Raw genomic sequence first — 19,998 nt, forward strand, 5'->3', positions numbered from 1 at the left:
ATGCCCAGTTCCAGACTGGCAGCGATCCTGCATTGGCCTGATCGCTTCCCTGGCAGGACGCGTTCGCAGCCCGGAAAACTTACAAGGGCTGGATGTTCGCTGCCTGTTTCCCCTTGGGGCCCTGCTTTACTTCAAAACTCACTTTCTGGCCTTCCTGAAGGGATTTGAAGCCAGCCCCCTGAACCTCGGAGAAGTGCGCGAACAGGTCCTCGCCGCCGTCGTCCGGCGTGATGAACCCAAAACCCTTCGAATCGTTAAACCACTTGACGGTACCTGTTGCCATGTTCTGAATGTTCCTGCGAAGACGGGTTGTAGAGGATGCCACTGGCCTGCGCTGGCCGTGCGGCCATCTTGTAGCATAGTCGAACCGTCACCGACACTCCAGCTTCTTTAGGCGCTCTGGGGAACTGCAGCATATCGTTGCGCGCTATCTGGCCTATTACAGTCGTCCGGTTGTAACGGACGCACTGACGCAATCCATTTGCCTTGCGGCCCCCGGGGCTTTTATGCCATTTTGTCGTGTAAGGGTCACCTTTTCTGAAATTGTTCGTTCGCGCGGCGTAGCCTTTCAAGCAGTTTCACAGGCAAACCACTAGTGAACATGAACAAGAACTTCGGCGATCGGTCAGGCGCTCGTTCGCACAGTCTGCGCGCTATCGTTCTCGCGGCAATCCTGGTTGCTGGCCCGCTCAACGGAATGAGCTATGGCGCCGACGCATCGGTCGTTGAGCCGCCGGACCCTGCGTGCGACGCAGTCTCGGAAGGCACGCCGACAGCCGAAGACATCGCGACAATGTTAAACGTCCGGTTTCATATCGGCGTGCAAGAAGCACTGAAGATCGGTCAGGCGGTATCGCATGCTGCGAGACGCGATGCAATCTCGCCGATTCTGCTGCTCGCAGTATTCGCGGTCGAATCCAGATTCGACCGCTTTGCCGTGAGCGTCGTAGGTGCCAGTGGGCTCATGCGGGTCCTGCCCTCGCAGCACGAAGACCTTGTCCTTTGTACCTCCGACCTGACCGACGCGGGCACCAATGTCAGTATCGGGTCGTCGAACCTGCACGACTATATCGATGCGGCCGATGGGGGCGTCCGTCACGCGCTCATGCGCTATAGCGGCGGTGCAAGAGACTATCCTCGGCGCGTGGCCGATCGCATAAATGCGATCAAAAACCGCATTTAGCCTCCAGCCGCGCAGTGCCGCATCCGAAGGGGCGGGGACGTTCAAGTATTGATCGATGACGGCCGATGCGGAAGCCATCATATTTTTTCACGCGGAGGCCTCATTTATTTGTGATCTTTATTCACCATCCGTTAGGCTGAAGCCGTGTTGAAACTACGAGGATATTCTCGACCGCAAAACATGGCACCTGTTATATCGCTCAATTCCGCCGATACCCGCGATCAAGGCGATGATCGCGCTCGACCATCCTGTCAGTGCCGAGACACTGTTGCCCATTGCTCCGGCCTCGACTGAGCTGGTAAAGGCCATCTTGATGCCTGCACACGCCGTCTCGATTTTGTGCGAGAGGTCTTACATTGTCCGTCAGGCCGAGTTTGATCAGAACGCTAAAATACGACGGCTGAGGGCGAGTTCAAGCGCGTGAACGAGTGAAGCGGGCGTCCAAGGACGCCGAGCCAGTGTCATGCGTGTCTCACCAGCGCAAGTAATGCGGCGCGATGGCAGAGCCGGCAGCAGTTGTGACGATGATCGTGAGCACATACCAGATGCCCCAGAACGGTACCGCCATCTCGGAGCAATAGAGCGAATATACGAGCAGTCCCTGTGCGCCGGCGAGAAGTCCGGCGCCCGCACCAGCCAGCGCGAGACGCGTCGGCAGCAAGCTGCTTCATCGCTTGCATCATGGTGGCGAGAGATGGAATCGGACACTCTCATCCTGGCTAACATCGTAGGCCCCGACTGGACGTCGATCGGTACTCGCGTGGAGGTCTACCACGGCTGGAAGGCGGGCAATCAGACCAACCCTCTAGTGATCAATCTCACGAGCGCGAACCCGAAGTCGATGACCGCAGCCGGCAACTACCTCTTTGTTGGCTACGTCCACACCGTGCCGAACATCGATGCCTTCAACCTGACGACGGGCAGCCTGGACAACACGTTCATCAACAGCAACCCCAACAACGTGTACGTTGGCAACGACGTGGATTCGATGTACGGGCTGAGATCGGTGCTGCGTTCGAACGGTGAGTATGTTGTGACCAAGGACGATTACAACGGCACCAGCATCGTTGTCTATCGCTGGACTCCGTGATCAAGCGTGCCCGTCGCGCCTACTCCCCCGGTCTCAGACTGCTTCAGACCAGGAATCTGGCAAACCGCAGCGCGCAGAAAACGGCGCGCTGCCTTACGCACCGGCCCTTCTGAAGAACACGCCGGCCCTAGCGGCCTTCAAGGCTGACCGCCTCCAGCCGAACATTCTGGGCGGCGGCAGTCGCTGCCATACCCTGAAAATTCAGCACTGCAATCTTGAACCTTTCGACGACATGGGCGGCGGCCCCATGCGCAAGACGTTCGGCGAAAGCCGCCTCGTCCGCCTGGGTCCATGCTGCTCGTGCGGCTTCCTCTTGCGCACGTACTGGTTCGGCAACGCAACGAACATCCAGGCACACCCTGCCGACGGGGCGTCCATCTCCTGCCAGGACCGGAGCGCAAAGCGACACGAATCCAGAGGAACCCGGAAACGGCGAATGAACGTCACTGGAACAATCGGCTTTCTGCCCGTCGGATCGACGCTGAAGCGTGACGCGCAACCGGGCGGGTGGGGTGGCGTCTACGGCTTGCCGCCAACCGCGGAAATACGCTGCTCCGTCGCCGGCATAGAGAAAGCCGGTCGTGGAAGCTGCGACATCCACGGGCAGGGTTTGTCCAATCGTGCGCGCGCCGCATTCGAGTGTCAGGCTCAGAACTGCATCGGATAGCGCAGGCGCATGAACTGATCCGAACAACTCCAGTCCATGAATGCTCACGGCGAGCACGGCGTCCTCGTCTTCGGGCGCCAGCTCGAAGCGGCGCCAGCCCTGGCGGATCGCAGCATGAAATTGCTGCGCGAACGTCGAGAGGAAAAGGTCCAGAAATGCGGCCATTCTCTGATCGTAGCCGAGCGTATTCGCTGCCGCGAAACGCGTAGTGAAAGCGCACACGGCGGTGGTCAGGTCGGCACTCGTTCCTCGCGCGAGCTGCAGTACGCCGGTGCTGTTGGCGGCACGCGGCGAAGGCGACGACGCGGCAGCGGCAGGAAGCAGATCGTGAGCAAGGCTTTCCAGCGCGAGCGCCAGCAAATCGTGGACCGCGGGATCGGGAACGAGGGCAAGCAGGGCGAGCACTTCGCTGGCGCATTCCTTCAGTACGTGCAGCGTGGCAGCCGTTGTTGCGGGGGCGCTCAGGAAACGCGGCAGCTCGGAAGAGACGAGGAACTGGCTATTGCGATCGCCGACGAAGTATTCGGATCTGCCTTCTTCGTCCGGTTCCAGAACGAGGTCGTAGAGCGTATCGACGCCTTCGAGCGGCGCGGGCTCGATGGCGCGTGGCTGATCCGGGCGATGGATGCCTTCGCCCTCGTGACAGACCAGGTCCGGCGTGCTCTCGCGCTCCAGGCCGCGGATACCGAACTGATTGAAGCTCGGTACGCTCGCCGCAAGCCGCTCGGGATTGACGGCCGCATACTCGCCGGCAGTGCCGGCGTTCGTGGAATGGATCAGGAACGGCTGGCTCGCGGTGAACGCAAAGTCGACGCCGGCAAAGCGGAATAGCGGGCGCCCGGAACGCATCGGTGCGGCGCACAGCATGACGCGTCGCGTGCCGCGAGGCGTGCGGACCTCGTCGCCCACTTGCACGGATTCGATCGGCTTCAATGTGCCGTCTGTCAGTACGACCATCGCCCCGGGCGCAAAGCAGCTGCCTCCGGGAGCACGCCGGTAGCCTGTTCCCGGCTGCCCGTTGGCGGTGAACTCAAAGCTGTTCGCCTCCCGCAGGCAGGAGGGCCAGCGCGCACCTGGATAAACGCGGCAGATTTCCTTGAGCATTGCGCCGGTGGCGTCGCTCAAATCGCCGCCGCCAATCCTTTGCGGCATCCAGTTGCTCCACCGCAGCCAGTTTCCCGCCTTTAGCGATTCTGGAACCGGCAGTCCCTTGCCAACCGTAGTGGAAATCGTCGCGTCGATTTCGGTATCGCTTGCGCCGAGAGCCGCCAGCTTGATCCAGTGATGGAAGAGCTCCCAGTCGCGGTCGGACCAATTGCCTGAGGCGTCTTGTGCGCGCTTCATGTTGATCCATGCGTCGGAGGTGAGCCCGCGGATGTAGTCGGCCTTCGCGCTCGCAAGGTCGGCGGGCGTACGCGAGAGCGCAGCGAGCGCGTCTTTGATCACGCCATCGGTCACCGCTGCGATATGGGCATACCAACGCGCGCCACGCGCGCGCAGGTCCGCATTGAATGCGTCGATGTCGCGATTGATGTTGTCGATCAGCAGTTGGGGACGCAGCGAACTCGTTACTGCGTGCATCTGCTGACACAGCGCGGCCACTGAAAGCCGCCGCCAGAAGTCGTCCGCGAGATTGACGAAGCGCTGGAGGTTTCCCGCTTCGGCGTCGTCAACATAGTTGGCAAAGAAAATCGACCGGTAGGAAGGTCCGGTCCCGATAAGCTGCGAATGGTTTCCTGGCGTCGCGCCCTTGATACGGTTGACGTAGATGGCGCGCGCGCGTCCGCCGATCGGATTGGCGCCCTCCGCAGGCAGCGCCGCCGCAAGCTTGTTGACTTCACCCCAATTGACCTGAAGCGTCGGCATAGACGAACTCCCTCCCGGGACAGCAGTCGTGCAGGCCAAAGGCAGGCCGTCCAACTGGCGGCTGCCCCCGGGCTTGCGGTTGGTGAGAATGGCGGCGAATTAGCTGGCGGCTAGCGGCAAGCTCACTCCTGGGTCGAACTCCTGCTCGAAAAGTGCCGCGACTAGCTTGCTGGCAACTTGCGGAAGGATCTCGATCGAAAATCTGGTCGTGACGGTGCCAATCTTGTTGCTGGCGGTCAACTCGAAGGTCTTCTTCGCGAAGACCGGTACGTCCTGACCGGTCAGCATCGATATAGCCCCGGTGCTGGTGTCGAATTGCAGCTTGGGCGGAAGCGCCGGCGACAGGCTCCAGGCAAGCGGCGCGCTGCCGATCACGCCGAGCGACGGCTTCTGCCGCTGGTCGTGCTGGTAGGTGAACCAGCTGATGTCCGCCATGTTCAGAAGCTGTGGCTTGATCGACACCATTTCGATCACGAGGCTCGTGCCCGTGTCACGGGTCAATGTCCATCCGCCACTGTTGTCCGCGCTCAAATACCACTTGCCCTTTGCTTCGCTTGCCATCGACTCGCTGTAAAGCCTGAACGACGCCGACCTCAGATACTTGACGTCCTTAACGGTGTCGTATTGCCCTTCACCAAGGATCTCGGCGCGCCATTGAAGACGCTTGTCCGTAGTGGCGTTGTTGGGCGCCGCCACAGCGGCGAGGTGGTCATCCTTGCCGATGCCGACCACCATGAAGGTTCTCTTGCCGTCGGCGCCGAGCACGGGAGCGCCAAACTGCGCACGGCCGTCCTGATCGACGCGCAGATAGAACGCGGTATTCCCGGTGCCGTCGAACGGCTTCTGTGACAGCTTTCCGTCACCGGCGACATACAGCGACTTGCTTGCGTCGCCATTCGCCTTGAAGGCAACACCGGAGCGTTGCATCTCGCCAATGGGCTGGTAGACCTGAAAGTAGTCGATGTCCGTCTTGAAGGGCATGTAGTACACCCCTGACTTCTTCTTCGCGAACTCTTCGACGGGCGACGGTTTCGGCCGGGACATCTGGATCGCGATCAGCACGATTCCGGCGGCGAAAGCGACAACGCCGATGATCGAAACCACGGCGAAGATCGTGCCGACGGCGACACCACCGATCGTCGCAATGCCGAAAGCGCCGCAGGCCCATGCGCCAGCTGTCGCGATGAACTCCAGAACCGACGCCGCCAGGAACAACGCGTTCGCCGCGACTTCGAGCGGTTCCCCGCCTTCGGCGAGCGCGATAGCCGACATGACGATACCGACCGTCGCCAGCACGGCGCCCAGGCGCGTTGCGATAAACTCGTTGAGGTTCTTCCCGAATATCTTCTGAAGCATATTGATCCGGCCCGCGCGGCTGTAGAGCGCAGCGGCCTCGGCCGCAGACTCCGCGAAGAGCGCCCGCATGGCGAGGCCTTCGAGTTCCGAGTCGAGCGCGCCATTGCTGAAGAGCCAGGCCTTGAACCCGGTTGCCGATTCCAGGCTGCTGCGCATGAGCAGGCTTGGGGAGAAGACGGCTTTAAGCTTCGTCCACAGACCCTGCTCGACCGCGAACACCTGGCTCAGTGCAACGCCGCGCACGACCAGCATCAGCACGATCTGCGCTGCAAACCCTGCGCTTGCGGTGATGATCTGCGCTTGCTGCGTCACCGTGAGATCCGACCAGTTGACGGTGCCCTGCAGGAACAAGTTGATCAGCAGCCCGGCTGCACCGATGAGCGCAATGCGCGCGACGAGCATCGGGATATTCGACAACACCCGCCCGACCAGCGATTCGAATCGCGTGGCAAAGGTTGCCCATTGGAAGAGGCCGGACGACGTCGCGGCGGCGACGCGCATCACGTGAAGCAGCGAATCGACGGTTTCCTGGGCGCCATGCTTGCGTACTTGCTCGGCCGCCTCCCGCATCTTCGGGTCGGGGCTGTTGATGTAGTCGGCGACGAACTTGTCGACGATCTGCTTCAGAGCGAAATTGAAGTCCTTGATGTCCCCGTCGAAGGCGATCAGTTGGGGTAGCAGCGTCGCGACCTGGAAAAGCTGCAGCATGTACGAGTATTGCGACGCAAAGTAGCTCGAAGTATCGAGGACGTTCAGGAGCGCAACGGTTCTTTGCACACGCTGGGTAAACTCCGAGCCGTCGACTTCCGATCCGCCGAACACGACCGCCTGCAGCATGTTCAGATAGGCCGGGCGCGAGGTGTATACATACAGCAGGAACGCCCAATACGATTTGGTTGCCTTTGCCTTGTCGCCGATCTCGCGTATCTGCGCGATGAGCTTGTCGAGCTCTTCCGTGGTGCCGGCGAAGTTCGCTCTCGCTTCCGCCACCCATTCGGCGACCTTCGCATCGATCTTCGGCGCATAGGTCGCGGCGTTATCGATCTGGTCCTGAACGAACCAGTCGAGACTGGTCCACTTCTCCTGGTAGCGCCGCGCGTAGAGCAACGGCGCTTGGGCCTGCATGACGTCGCTGACCGTGTTCTCGTTGGTCAGCCAGGCGTTCGAGCGCCTGCCGTTGATGAGCTTGGCCGCTGGATCCGGACTCCACTGAGCGAGGGTCCCACACGTGTAGGCCACGCTCAGTTGGCGGTAGAACGCTTCCGGGTTGCCGCCGCGCTTGCCCGGCGTTTGCGAAATACCGATCAGCGAGGGTGGAAGCGGCTTGGGATTCGGATTGAAGAACTGCCTGCAGTCCTTATCGTCCATGTAATACTGGAGTATCGAATAGAAGTCCTCCATCGACTGCTGCTGAAACAGGTCATAGTACTGTCCGTTCGAGTCCTGCACGAATTGACTCATGCGAATGAGATCCTGCAGGGTGTACTCGGCCGCTTTGGCGGCGGCGCCCACGCCAAGCGCCGCACGCAAAGCGTCCGGAGTCTTCAGCGAATGCACCATCGCGGACACGATGTCCGGGTGGACGCGCGCACCGGCGATCTCCATCGAGGAATCGACGACCTCGTCGCCATCTGCGGAAAACGCAAGGTGTCCGCTCTCGGGCAGGCCGGAGGCTGCACACAACTCCGGCGCAAGGTTGTGCCAGCGGAGCACGTTGCCCTCTACCACTGCGTCGGGAACGGCCGTGTTTCCGACATGCAGTTGCCCATCGTGCACGGAGACCAGCATGTTCGGCGCATAGCCCTCGCCGGTCAGGCAGTACAGACCCGCAATATTGCCCGAGATCCAGACGCCTTCCACGCCGTAGACTGTGCCGGTCAGGTCGGGCTTGTCCGCCAGGATGCCGCCGCCGACAATGCTGTCTGCAAACTCGCTCAACTGTACCTTGAGCCGGTAGGGAAAGAGGTTGCCGCCCACATGACCGGAATTCGGCACATTCGAGGGGGCCGACGGCACGAAGCTCAGGTAACGCGAGCGGTTGATGAAGCCCGCATACGTGCCGACCTCCGGTGTCCATGTCCGGCCCGTCGTCAGATCCTTGAAACTGGTGACGAACTCATAGACCGTCTGTCCTTCGATGATCTCTTCCCTGGTGATGCCATAAGTGAGCTCGAGCCACTGCTCCCTTGGCCAGGAGGCCGTCTTCCAGCGCTCCGACTCGGTGTCCCAGCGGATATCGGGCGCGACGTTCGTGCCGGCGACGTAGGCTGCTCCGTTGGCGAGTTTCAGGCGATAGGTCTGCGGCTTCACGTCGTACTGGACGGCAAACGAATGCCCGCCGATATCCACCACGCCGAATCCCTGAGTCCGTTCACGGGTCAGGCGCAGGTGACCACTGATCCGGGTTTCGCCGTCGAGCGTCTCGAAGTTGAGCTCCTCAAAGCCCTGGTCCCAGTTGCTGTTTGCGCTGAGCACCGGCAACGCGCCGATGAACAGATGATCTTTCGCCGGATCCGCGTGATCAGGTGTCACGAGCGTAATCGTGCGCGGAAGTTGCGCCTTCGCGGCTTCGCTGGCATCCGCTACGCCGATCGGATCGGCCAGCGTCAGGGACAAGGTTCTCGCGGCCGGATAGATGGCCGCAATCATGTCCTTTCGGCTTTGCCGGGCAGTGCGATGCGCCGCACGGATCTTCGATGCTCGATTGGTCACAGCCATGTTTGTCCCCACGAATGGTGAAGGTCGCGGAAAATCGTCGCGATGAGTGATAAATTACGGATTACTTACTTTTTTTGACGGAGGTGGATGCGTGGTGACGCGGCTAGCCCGAGCCTCGAGAGCAGGCAGCGTCAAGCCGCGCGGAAGGCGCACTTCGCGTCGGCAATGCCCGCCGATCAATAGCACGTTACGAATCTTCCGGCGCTTCCCGCGCCGGCTCGTCCCGCTCTCAAACGCTGCTCGATCTATTGCCGGAGCGGGACGCCGTGGCCGCCGTTACTGTGCAGAGACAACGGGCACATTGGTGACGCCTCCCGTGCCCCAGTTGAAGTCGCCATGACCGTTCCACTTCTGGTCGACGAGGAACATCGCCCAGAACGGCTCTTCGATCGTGCCGATTGCCGGCGGCGGGAGATCGTGGGGATACTTGCCGGCGAGATGTACCACGTTATGGACGGGCTGGGTGCCGAATGCGTGTACGGTACCCGTCACCTTAACTTCGACGTTCAGCGGCGGGTTGGTCGCCTGCGTGATCTTGACGATTCCCGAAACGCTTCCCGACGGTGGGTTGACGAGCAGCGAGAAGTGCAGGATGGGTGCGCCGGGAACGCCCTCGCGTCCCGCGGTGCCGTCGACTTTATAGAGTTGGTCCATGTTTATTTTCCTTTTAACAGCGGTAGATGAGAACAGCGGTGAAACACCATACAACTCAGCGAAATATATGCAATCGTTTTTCCCCAGGCAGGAAAACAGCTTGAAGGGGGAACTGTTCGAAGTGGAAGGTGGTAGGCGATAGCATGCTAGCGAGATCGACCTCATACAACCTACCAATGTTGTGAGGATTTGCGCGAGCGCACATCATCGAACGACGTAAACCGCGCAACGCCTTGCGCAGCCGCGATGCCATTGGTGGGCCACGTTTCGCTAAGTGTCCCGTTGTAAACGAGAGTAAGAAATGAGCAAGACTCTGACACAATAATGTCAGTGAGCGGTGTTTGATTGGTGGGTCGCGAAGTTCACTGTTTCTGCTAGCCGTGACCACCGATAACGCTAACGCTAACGGTGGAAGGCCCTAAAAACCTTGCCTGTCGGCCCGGAGGAGGAAATTCGCCGAAGAGGCGGTTGTGGTTTCCGTGTAACAAAGGGAGTGTTCGATGTTCGCTAATTTTTCTAACGCATCAGTTGTGTACTCGGCTTCGACTAGCGAGGGGGGCATCTTAGGCAAGAGCGGTAAACGTCCTCTCGGGATTCGCAGAGGCGTTAACGCGTATTGACGGAGCCCTTATAACGTTGACTCTGCAACCGAAAGGTTCGCGAAGCAAGTCTCGATTTGATGCCTGATCTCGGCAGTCAAATGTGCGGCGTTGGATCTGCACCTGGCATCCACAGCGCAGTAGTGCACCAGAGCATTTTGGTATGCATATCGCCTGTACGCGGCAACACCCAACGAAGTGCCACCGCGCGTTGGGGGCGTTAGAAATCTTGGGGTTTCGTTAGTGGGCGCTCAAGCTTTCGATAGTCACGGTTGGCTGGAGGGCGAAATGAAAGTCACAATTCGCGTCGATGTCACCACGGACTACGGCGAAACTAATGCCTTCTAGATCTGCCACACCGGGCGGCTTGCAACAAAAGGAAACGCATCGCAGATTCTCGGGTTTGTCAGAAAGGAGTGGCCAGACGCAGTGGAGCGGCTTGCCTCCCTCGTGCGATGGCCAACGACGTTCATGAAGGGCGTCTTGCGGACAACCGGGCTCTTCAGGATATGCTGAGATTCAGACGAACCGCCACAGTCTAGCCGCGCTCGACCAGGACGAATCGCGAAAGCCCGAACTATGTGCAGATCTCGGGAACGGTCGCAGCCAGGGCACTGGAAGTCACCGGCCCGTGGCAGCGCTGCACACTGGATTCGACGGTGCCGCCCACCTGAGCCGTACCTGCCCGCGTATGCTCGGATCCGCGCCAACGGCGATCGCTGCGAGCAAGGCGCGTTGCATGACTGGATGAACCAATTTTGTTCTGCGTGAGATCCTTGGATCACGGGAAAGAATCGTTCGCGATGAATGTGGTCGTTGTATATTATATTAAGGAGTGCAATTGAATATAAAAAGGCGCCCGACAAGTCGGCTCAACTGAGAGGGAAACGAAGGGCAAGCGACTGGACCAAACGTCACTCGCCGCGGGGGCGTCTTAGTCCGATGTGCCGCGTGCCTGCACGCCCGGCGCTTACTCACTCGGGGCCGTCGTGCACACGATTGTCCCTGCCAAGCCATTCGTCAAAACATAGATGAAAGGCTGGGTAACGTTGTGTTGGACACACCTCTTTTCGTCCGGCTGGGTGCGGGACCGTACACCCGATGTCCACCACCGCGTCGTGCTGGCTCGAGAGCGGTGTCGATTGGTATGAATAATCCAGGCCGGCGTCTAATAGCGTGTCGATCGCGTTTGAATCATCGTGTACAAATTTGGCTGGCGCGTGTAACGGCCTTGCTTACGCATTGCGCTTTTATACAATATAAGGTAATACGCTGTTGCTGCATTGCATGATCACAGAGCCGGGGGTGTAATCTATACGGCCAGTTCTTCGCTTGCATTTTCCTTTTCCCACTCCTAATTCCCTATGGACGCTAGCTTGACCTTGGCGAGTCGGTGACGTCGAGGCTGGGCGCAGCTCTGCGCCGAGTCACTCCTGGCGGCACGCTTGCCCCGCTGCGGGTGCTCGCCTCCGTGATGGTGACCGGGAAAATCATCTCCTTGAGGCGAAGGCTCAGTGCGTCATTCGGCGTCGCATTGCCGAACCGGGTGGCACCGCTTGTAGCTCGCGACGCCTGAGCGCCTTTTCAAACCCATGGGTGCGGATATGAATCAAAGTCAGCCCGCTATGCGCACCGTGTTGCTGACGGGCGCCACGATGGTCGCATTCGCTTCCAACTCGCTGCTTTGCCGTCTGGCCTTGCAGCACGCGAGCATCGACGCGGCGAGCTTTTCCAGTATCCGACTGGTCTCGGGCGCGGCCATGCTGGCAGTTCTCTCGCGCTGGGGTCCGGGCCGAGTGCAGCAGGCGAGGGCGGATTGGCTCGCGGCGACGATGCTCTTTACGTATGTCGCGTTCTTCTCGTTCGCATATCTAACAGTGAGCGCGGGCACTGGCGCTTTGATCCTGTTCAGCGCCGTCCAGTTGACAATGTTCGGTGCCGGCCTGCAAGCGGGCGAACAGTTCGCGACGCTCGCGTGGCTGGGACTTGCATTGGCTCTCGCGGGGCTCATCTATCTCGTATCGCCTGGCGTCACCGCGCCAACTCCGCTGGGCACCTTGCTGATGAGCGCAGCGGGCGTGTCGTGGGGCGTGTATTCGCTGCGTGGCCGCGGCGTCGCCAATCCGCTCGCGGCCACGGCTGGAAATTTCCTGCGTGCCGCCCCCATGGCGCTCGTCTTGAGCCTGTTACTACAAAGCCGCTTTCATGTTGCCCCTGTCGGCATCGCGCTGGCGATCACATCGGGCGCGGTGACATCGGGCATCGGCTACGTGATCTGGTATGCGGCGCTGAAGGGGCTGTCCGCGATGCGCGCCGCGACGGTGCAACTGTCAGTGCCGCCGATAGCCGCTTTTGGCGCCGTGCCGTTGCTGTCGGAGGAAATTACGATACGCCTCATTCTCGCGTCCGCTGCGATTCTAGGCGGTATCGCCATGGCACTGGCGTGCCGCACGCAAAGCAAACGCGCGACGCCACATTCCGATCAAGGCCGGAAGTCGGATCAATAACCGCTGATGAAGGTGGTCTTTGGCGGCCATGAACAACCGTTCGGAGTTCGAGATTTTCCGTCGCCCAGGCGCGCAAACCCCGCACGCAGCCCGGCGGGTTCACCGGCATCGGGGAGCTCGGGGGGAGTCGAAGGCGGGCGTAGAACGCCATAATTCAATCCAGAATCCTGCTGAACCCCCCGCCGCGAAACGAATGCGTTGGGCGGATTGACAAAGTTTTTGCCACTTGCCACGCACTAAAAGATGACAGATTGGAGCAGGCACCGGCAAAGTCTCAGACCGAACTTGCAGCCGCTTGATCACAGACCGAGGCGCTACACCTTGTTCACCGTGCCTCGAAAAAGGGCTTCCCTTTCGGCTGGACTCGCGTTAGCCGTCAAGCTTTTGAACGCATTTCAGCCGTTGCTAGAAAGATACCTTGCGGGTCCTTGCCGCCATGCGGGCCAACGTCGCCGCCGTCTACGCTAAAGGCGAAGTAGTCTCAAACGCTTGACGGCTCTTCGCCAGATGTTGGGCGGACAAGTGCCCCGGTTCGCGCGATCTGTCAAGATAGGCGCCGTCCGACGGACACGTTTGTGGCGAAAATACGTACTCCACCTTTTGCTCCGCATACGCCCGCAAACGATTGCTTATACTCTACGCACCTCCTTCTCCGAAGGCGCATCGTATGCGGCAGGAATGGCTTGAATATCTCCAGCAAGTTAGCTGGAATACTCCGGTAACTTTGGCGCTGGTGTCTGCGACGGTCGGCTCTGTCGTAACGCTGGCATGGATCGCCGCTTGGGACGCCCGGGAGCGCAGGCGGTGCCGAGACCACACAGCACTGGAGCTGGCGTTATCGCTAGAAAGCTACGCCAGAACCTGCCGGACAATGATGCATAAGGCCGTCTGGGCGGCGTCAGAGCCTGTTGGCACTACGAACCGCGAAGCCTGCAAGGGCGTGTCCATTCCTGCCTTTGCCTATCCGGACAAGTTGAAGTGGGAGGTCCTGAGCCGCAGAGCTATCTCCGAGCTGCGCGAGTACCCGGCAACGGTGCACGCGGCACGGGAGTATGTGGAAGCATTCCGCGAATTCGGTGAGGCGATCGACCTTTGCGATCAGGTTGAATACGAATGTGCGAAAGTCGCGATGGCAGCGCTAGCACTGGCTCGGACCACGCGCCGGCGACACGGGGCTGCGACATGGAAGCCGGGTGTCAAAGATTCAGCTATGGAGCGTGAACTGTCCGACTTCATTAAGAACGCTGAAGTAAGGCGCAAGGAATCGCTCGAGCGTCGAACGGGCCCCTCGGTTGGTCGGCGACCTGACGTACAGCCATTCAAAAAGCCGCTAGGCGCCTGAAACCTGGGCGAGACAAAGGACATCAAATTTATACGCCTGGCGACTCGTTGCCGACGGTCGCGCTGACAGGTATTCAACGGCAGATAACTGAGAGCGAACCGGACATTCAAACCGGCTTCTCGGGGACGGCGATCGGCTATTGCAGAAGTCGGGGCGGGCTGAGTTCTACGTCAGCCATGCCGCGGTTTGCTGAAGGTGGTGGCATCGAGCAGTCGAACGTCAACTTCTTGCATCGGCGTACTCACACTCTCGACGCAGAGGGGACATTCGACCTGGCGAGACGTCATTGACGGGTCCCGACCCCTAGCCGCCGTTCGAGCGGGCGGAACGACAATGGCGGCCTCCCGAGTCGTTTCGGCCATCCAGCAGTCTGTTGATTTCCACCGAGTCTTAACTCAACTACTGGCCCCGGTGGGTCAATTCTGCGTGAACATCAGCTTCCTGAGGCAGAAAGGGCGAGAAAATCAACTTTCCTGTTTCGTCGAAAGTAATCCAGCCGCCATCAAAAAGGTGATCGACGCCGTTCACGATGGGCGCGCGCTCCATGGATCGGCCGGCAAACTCCGCGTGCGCAATGCCTTGCCGGACGCCGCTACAAACGCTCCCAGATGCCTCATTGATGCAGAATCGGCGCAATGGCCACAACGACACGACCTGAATACGATGGACGACCCAGAATCGCTTTCCCTGGCCCTGCCCGACGGCACTAAGGTCTCTGCGCTCCTCCGAGTGCCGGAGGACGCGCGAGCCCTGTATGTCTTCGCGCACGGCGCCGGGGCGGGCATGCAGCATGCCGGCATGTCGTCATTGGCCGACGCGCTTGCGGCGGCCAATGTCGCCACATTGCGCTACCAGTTTCCGTACATGGAGCGGGGCTCCAAGCGGGTGGACTCGCCGGCCGTGGCACATGCTGCCGTGCAGGCGGCCGTCGCAGAGGCCCGCCGGCGGCTGCCAGCCCTGCCACTCTTCGCGGGCGGCAGGTCGTTCGGCGGCCGCATGACCTCCCAGGCTCAAGCCATCTCCCCGCTCGACGGCGTGCGTGGCCTCGCTTTTGTCGCGTTCCCGCTGCACCCGGCGGGCGCGCCTGGCGTGGAGCGGGCACGGCACCTGGTGGACGTCACGGTGCCGATTCTCTTCCTGCAGGGCACGCGCGACAAGCTGGCCGAGCTTCCCCTGCTGAGGTCGGTCGTCGAGACGCTGGGGCCACGCGCCACGCTGCATGTGGTGGACGACGCAGATCATTCGTTCCACGTGCGCGCGTCCTCCGGCCGGACCGACGCGGAGGTCGTGCTCGAACTGGCACGGACGATGTCGGCGTGGTTCTTCGCCGAAGGAGAGTTCGTGCCCGTTACCTGAGCAAGCGCAGGAAAGTTTGTAGCAGAGTCGGGACGGCGAGCAGGCGAACTCGCCGTGCTGCACTCGCCCGCTCAATCCCTTCGCTATCCGCAGATGGTCCGTCGCATAGCCACGATAAGCGACGCCTGTCGCGTCAGCGACGTTTTCCCAGTGCCGAGTGAGTGAATTTGCCAGATCCGCTCGCGGTGATCCGCCGCGGAAATCGCGGAGGGCATCTGCTTTGATTTGGCCGACACACCTCCGATGTCGGCGCCGATCCGTGAGTGACCGCTCAGGGATGCTGGCGGAACCAGACTGGCAGAGCGTCGAACGACGCGCATTGGCCGTCACTGCCCGACGCGGTCGCCCGAAACCGACCCTGAGCAGCCTGTGCGATCAGTGTTCCGCATCGGCTGGTTGCGGACCACATCGGCCGTTGTTCATGCAGCCTGAGCCGCGGGCTCGGGTCGTACGGTGTCGAAAGAATACGTGACGGTGCAATGCAGCGCATGGAGTAGGCGCGAGCACTACGTCAGCTCCGCTTTGTTGCGAATATTGAACGATCTGGAGGGCCCGATTTCCACGTTTGCTGTGTTGATTTGTTGATAGATGGAAGCGTGTTGCACGCTTCCAGACGGCTGAGACGTCGGTTAGACGGACGTTACGACTTTCGTGAATTCGTCACCTCGACGGTCGTCTATACCAGCGACAATCCGGATGAAGTTTCATCGATCCTCCGTTCCAGCCACCGCCGCGAGACAAGCGCGCTCTGGGATTTTGTTCAAAGCGATTTAATTCTTCAATTCGATCCAACGCATTCACCTTACCGTGCTGACGTTTGCGCCGATTGCACTGAGTTGACCAGCGCAACGCACGATGAAAGAAATCTTAACGGGTGGCTTGGAGAGTTTGAATGAAACGTTCTTCTTTTTGCACGGTAGCTATTTCGCTGGCCGGCGCCTTCTCCAGTGGCGCCGTGTCCGCCCAGAGCAGCGTGACGTTGTATGGCATCGTTGATGCTGGCCTTGCGTACGTCAATAACGAGGGTGGCCACAGTTTGGTCTCCCAGACCAGCGGGGTGATGCAGGGCAGCCGCTTCGGATTTCGCGGCACAGGAGATCTCGGCGGGCGTTACAAGACGATCTTCGTACTGGAAAATGGTTTCAATGTTAACAACGGCTCGCTCGGCCAGGGCGGTCTCGAGTTCGGACGTCAGGCATATGTCGGGCTTTCGACTCCGGGTGGCACGCTGACGTTCGGACGTCAGTATGACTTCATGGTCAACCTGTTTCCAATGACCAATATTACCGAGGGAGGCGTCTATGCGTTCCACCTTGGCGACTACGACCGCCTCGGCGGCGAACGCCTCAACAATGCAATCAGCTATCAGACGCCAATCCTGAACGGCTTTCAGGCTGGTGCAATGTATTCATTCGGTGGTGTCCCGGGCTCGATAGCGACGAATAGCGCATTCAGCGGCGGAATCTGGTATAGCGGCTCGGCGATCAATTTTGCCGCAGCTTACACTTCGATCAACAACACCTCTGTGTCGCCGACCGCCGGTCTCGGCGTTCCCTTGCTGCTCGGTTTGCCGGCGGGCACTGCGTCTGTCAGCCTCAACCGGCTCAATATCGCCGGAGTCGGAGCAAGCTATGCCTTCCAGTCGGCCGTTGTGCACGCCGTCTACACGCGCACCGATTTTCGGCAAGGCAGATCATCAGCAATCCTGAATGCTTACGATGCAGGCGCAACCTGGTATGTCACGCCGGCTTTTACAATACTTCTAGGCGGAAACTATTATAAACTGGGTCACGTGCACTGGATCGAGCCGATTGTTGCGGTGGACGAGTTCCTTTCGAAGCGTACAGACCTGTATGCACAGTTCAATTATTTGCACGTGTCGGGTTCCGGTGCGAGAGCAGTGCTCGTTTCAAACGCTCCGTCGAGTGGTGATGCCCAGCTAGCCGTGACTGTGGGTATCCGACACAAGTTCTAACGGCTCGATCGTAAAGTACCGCGGATTCATCTGCAGCAGTGGCTCATCAATCGGACGCCTGGCTTGTCGCGCGCCAGGCTCAGAAAGCGCATTTGATGGTCAAACACTCGATCGACTCACCTGACGGCGCGCTTATGCCCGCCAATATTGGTGGGTCGCGATAATGCTAAACTCGCCCTGTTAAATGCGTCGAAATCTTGATTAATACCCGCAAGGGGCAGTCGAATGCACCCCATAATCGAGTCCGTCTCGCAGGCGTGGAACATTGCTCCACTTTCGGTGCTACCCGTTGAACACGAGGTGACCGGCGCGCGTTGGCTCTGCGCTGCGGGTAAACACCGGAAGCCCTTCACGTCGCCGCCGCTGGAAGACGTCCACGTGGTATCGCTGGTCCTGCGCGCATTCAATGTGCAATGCTGGGTCGACGGAGAAATATTTCACCGTGGGCGGGTGCAGGCCAATCGGCTGCGCATCGTTCCCGCAGGCCACTCGCCGTCGTGGGTCGCGGATAGCGTCGTGGAAATGTTCCATATCTATATCCCCGACGCGGTGCTCCGGCGTAGACTCAGCGTTCTGGGATATTGCAGCGACATGGGGTCTTCGTTGCTGCGAGCGACGAGTTACGTTTCCGATCCGTTACTGCAGAACTTGATGCAGCGACTGGCCGTCACCGTGCGCGCCGAGGGGCGGTTGCAGGAGCAATACCTCGGCACGCTTAGCGACGCGCTCCTTCTCCACCTTCTCAGCTATTACAACGCGCGCGAACTGGGTTCTCTGGAATCGCGCGACCCGCGCCAGCTAGCCATCGAGGCCGCGATTGACGATATCGCAGGCAGCCTTGCCACCCATACCGATAACCAGACACTTGCCAACAACGCGGATATGAGCGTTTCGCAATTCACGCGAAATTTCCAGAAAGCCACGGGCCTTACGCCTCATCAGTATCGGCTTCGTCTGCGGATCGAGGTCGCGAAGGAAAAGCTGAAGGGCGGGATGGAGAGCTTCGCGGCGATTGCCGACGAATTGGGGTTTGCGGACCAGGCCCATTTCACCCGGGCATTCAGGCAGTTTGCGGGCGTCACGCCCGGAGAATTTTCGGCGGCATTCAAACATTCGACAGCGCAAACGTGAACTGTCACGTTCGGCTCAGGCCTCGAGAGTTCTGTCCGTTAAGGTGGTTGCAGGATTCTTGATTGACTCGCGGCCTGATTGACTGACGCAGCCTCGTGCTGTTTCGCCGTAACCCGCGACAAAAATCTTCAAGGCGCGGTTTTTCTTCAATCCACCCAATATTGTCCCCCCTAGATTGGCGTCCAGAACGCGAGGCCTTTGGGCTGCCGTCGCGAAAAGACAATGGAGTGGGACGGTATGGATAACAGGTCGGCACGGGGTGCAGCCGGATTTGCGGCGACACAGCGCACAAGCGGGAACGATGCCCGGGTGAATACACCGCGCGAGATCGCGGCGGCAGCGCTTGGAAACGCGCTCGAATGGTTTGATTTCGTCACTTATGGATATTTTGCAACGCTCATTGCAAAGCTGTTTTTCCCGCTGGCGGGCCCGCTGGGCTCCCTGCTGCTCGCCACTGCGACATTCGGCGTTGGTTTCGTCGTCCGTCCGCTGGGTAGCCTGATTCTCGGACTCTACGGCGACAGGGTTGGCCGCAAAAATGCGCTTACGCTGACGATCTGGCTCATGACGGCGGGAACAGCCCTCATCGCCGTCGCGCCGCCGTATCAACAGGCCGGGTTGGTCGGTGCAGCGATGCTGGTGTTGGCTCGATTGATCCAGGGCTTCGCAGCCTCCGGCGAATACGGAAGTGCGGTGGCCTTTCTGGCCGAAAAGGCCCCCGCGAAGCGCCGAAATTTCTACGTAAGCATTCAGATGTCCACCACCATGCTCGCCATCGTCGCTGGCGCCGCAGTGGGAACATGCCTCACGCATGCCTTGAGCCAGGCCCAGCTAGAAAGCTGGGGCTGGCGTGTGCCATTCGTTATCGGTCTACTGATTGGCCCTGTGGGGTTTTACGTCCGCAAGCATGTGACCGAACCGGATTCGCTCACGGCGACCGAGCGGCTGTCGACCAGGGAGGTCATGATGCGGCTGTTCGGCGCGCAGCTGCGGACGACGTTGATGGCGATCGGCGTCGCGATCGTGGGCACCGTGGCGTTTTATCTGAACCTGATCTACATGCCCACGTTCGCTGTCCGCCAGCTTGGCCTGCCGCTTTCGGCACCATTCATTAGCACAGCGGTCGCGGGCTTCGTCATGGGAGTGTGCGCTCCGGCGGCCGGTCTGCTCGCCGACCTGAAGTTCCGCCCCGTGACCCTGTTTTCAGTCGCCACAGCGGCGATTGCCTTGTTGACCTATCCGCTCTATGCGTCGCTCATTCGTTATCCGACGCTTACGAATCTGCTGCTTGTGCAGGCAACTCTCGCGATTCCTATTGGGGCTATCAGTGGGTTAGTCCCCGCCATCGTTTCGCAACTATTTGCGCCGGAGATCCGTTCAACGGGACTATCCATCTCATACAACATTCCGACAACAGTTTTCGGTGGCTTTTCGCCGCTGATTGTCACCTATCTGATCAGCACGACGGCAAATAAGGCCGCGCCCGCGTTCTATATCATCGTTGCAGCCATTCTGAGTCTGATGGCCGCGATGGCCCTTCCTCGCACGCGTTGA

Annotated in this window: 11 protein-coding genes and 2 pseudogenes; 8 read left to right on the top strand and 5 right to left on the bottom strand. The window is 60.0% G+C overall.

All coding sequences use genetic code 11. The annotated features are described in order from the left end of the window. Positions 1 to 79: 79 nt before the first annotated feature. Positions 80 to 283, bottom strand: a complete 204-nt coding sequence (locus tag E1956_RS45560) for a cold-shock protein (protein WP_134760676.1) — start codon at positions 281 to 283, stop codon at positions 80 to 82. 318 nt (positions 284 to 601) lie between these two features. On the opposite strand from E1956_RS45560, the gene E1956_RS45565 reads away from it, so the two are divergent. Continuing rightward, the gene (locus E1956_RS45565) at positions 602 to 1,183 is read left to right on the top strand and encodes a lytic transglycosylase domain-containing protein (protein WP_134760678.1); all 582 of its coding nucleotides are present in this window, start codon (positions 602 to 604) and stop codon (positions 1,181 to 1,183) included. 472 nt (positions 1,184 to 1,655) lie between these two features. Here the strand turns inward: E1956_RS45565 and E1956_RS45570 are convergent. Further along, a pseudogene (locus E1956_RS45570) lies at positions 1,656 to 1,884 on the bottom strand (NrsF family protein); the annotation flags it as partial. On the opposite strand from E1956_RS45570, the pseudogene E1956_RS45575 reads away from it, so the two are divergent. Beyond that, positions 1,881 to 2,273 (top strand): annotated as a pseudogene (locus E1956_RS45575) (SMP-30/gluconolaconase/LRE-like region family protein); the annotation flags it as partial. The pseudogenes E1956_RS45570 and E1956_RS45575 sit on opposite strands and share 4 nt — an antisense overlap. 127 nt (positions 2,274 to 2,400) lie before the next feature. On the opposite strand, the gene E1956_RS45580 reads toward E1956_RS45575, so the two are convergent. The 3 genes from E1956_RS45580 to E1956_RS45590 form a co-directional block, all read right to left on the bottom strand. Further along, on the bottom strand, positions 2,401 to 4,860 hold the full coding sequence (locus E1956_RS45580) for a Hint domain-containing protein (RefSeq protein WP_134760680.1): 2,460 nt from the start codon (positions 4,858 to 4,860) through the stop codon (positions 2,401 to 2,403). A gap of 45 nt (positions 4,861 to 4,905) precedes the next feature. Then, on the bottom strand, positions 4,906 to 8,811 hold the full coding sequence (locus E1956_RS45585) for a hypothetical protein (protein ID WP_134760682.1): 3,906 nt from the start codon (positions 8,809 to 8,811) through the stop codon (positions 4,906 to 4,908). Between the two features lie 345 nt (positions 8,812 to 9,156). Beyond that, entirely contained in the window at positions 9,157 to 9,534 is a 378-nt protein-coding gene (locus E1956_RS45590) for a DUF1842 domain-containing protein (RefSeq protein ID WP_167760368.1), read from the bottom strand. 2,203 nt (positions 9,535 to 11,737) lie between these two features. Here E1956_RS45590 and E1956_RS45595 point away from each other — a divergent pair. From E1956_RS45595 to E1956_RS45620, 6 genes are all read left to right on the top strand, one after another. After that, positions 11,738 to 12,640 carry a DMT family transporter gene (locus E1956_RS45595; RefSeq protein ID WP_134760686.1) on the top strand — a complete coding sequence of 301 codons (903 nt, stop codon included), beginning with the start codon at positions 11,738 to 11,740 and terminating at the stop codon, positions 12,638 to 12,640. 667 nt (positions 12,641 to 13,307) lie between these two features. Continuing rightward, a complete protein-coding gene (locus E1956_RS45600; protein WP_134760688.1) occupies positions 13,308 to 13,982 on the top strand; it encodes a hypothetical protein in 675 nt (224 codons plus the stop codon). 663 nt (positions 13,983 to 14,645) lie between these two features. Next, positions 14,646 to 15,338, top strand: a complete 693-nt coding sequence (locus E1956_RS45605; RefSeq protein WP_134760910.1) for an alpha/beta hydrolase family protein — start codon at positions 14,646 to 14,648, stop codon at positions 15,336 to 15,338. A gap of 892 nt (positions 15,339 to 16,230) precedes the next feature. Then, on the top strand, positions 16,231 to 17,313 hold the full coding sequence (locus E1956_RS45610) for a porin (RefSeq protein WP_134760690.1): 1,083 nt from the start codon (positions 16,231 to 16,233) through the stop codon (positions 17,311 to 17,313). A 225-nt stretch (positions 17,314 to 17,538) separates the two neighbouring features. Beyond that, on the top strand, positions 17,539 to 18,444 hold the full coding sequence (locus E1956_RS45615; protein WP_134760692.1) for a helix-turn-helix domain-containing protein: 906 nt from the start codon (positions 17,539 to 17,541) through the stop codon (positions 18,442 to 18,444). A gap of 237 nt (positions 18,445 to 18,681) precedes the next feature. Further along, positions 18,682 to 19,998, top strand: a complete 1,317-nt coding sequence (locus E1956_RS45620; RefSeq protein WP_134760695.1) for an MFS transporter — start codon at positions 18,682 to 18,684, stop codon at positions 19,996 to 19,998.

Origin of the sequence: Paraburkholderia pallida (assembly GCF_004524855.1) — a bacterium.
Lineage (GTDB): Bacteria > Pseudomonadota > Gammaproteobacteria > Burkholderiales > Burkholderiaceae > Paraburkholderia > Paraburkholderia oxyphila.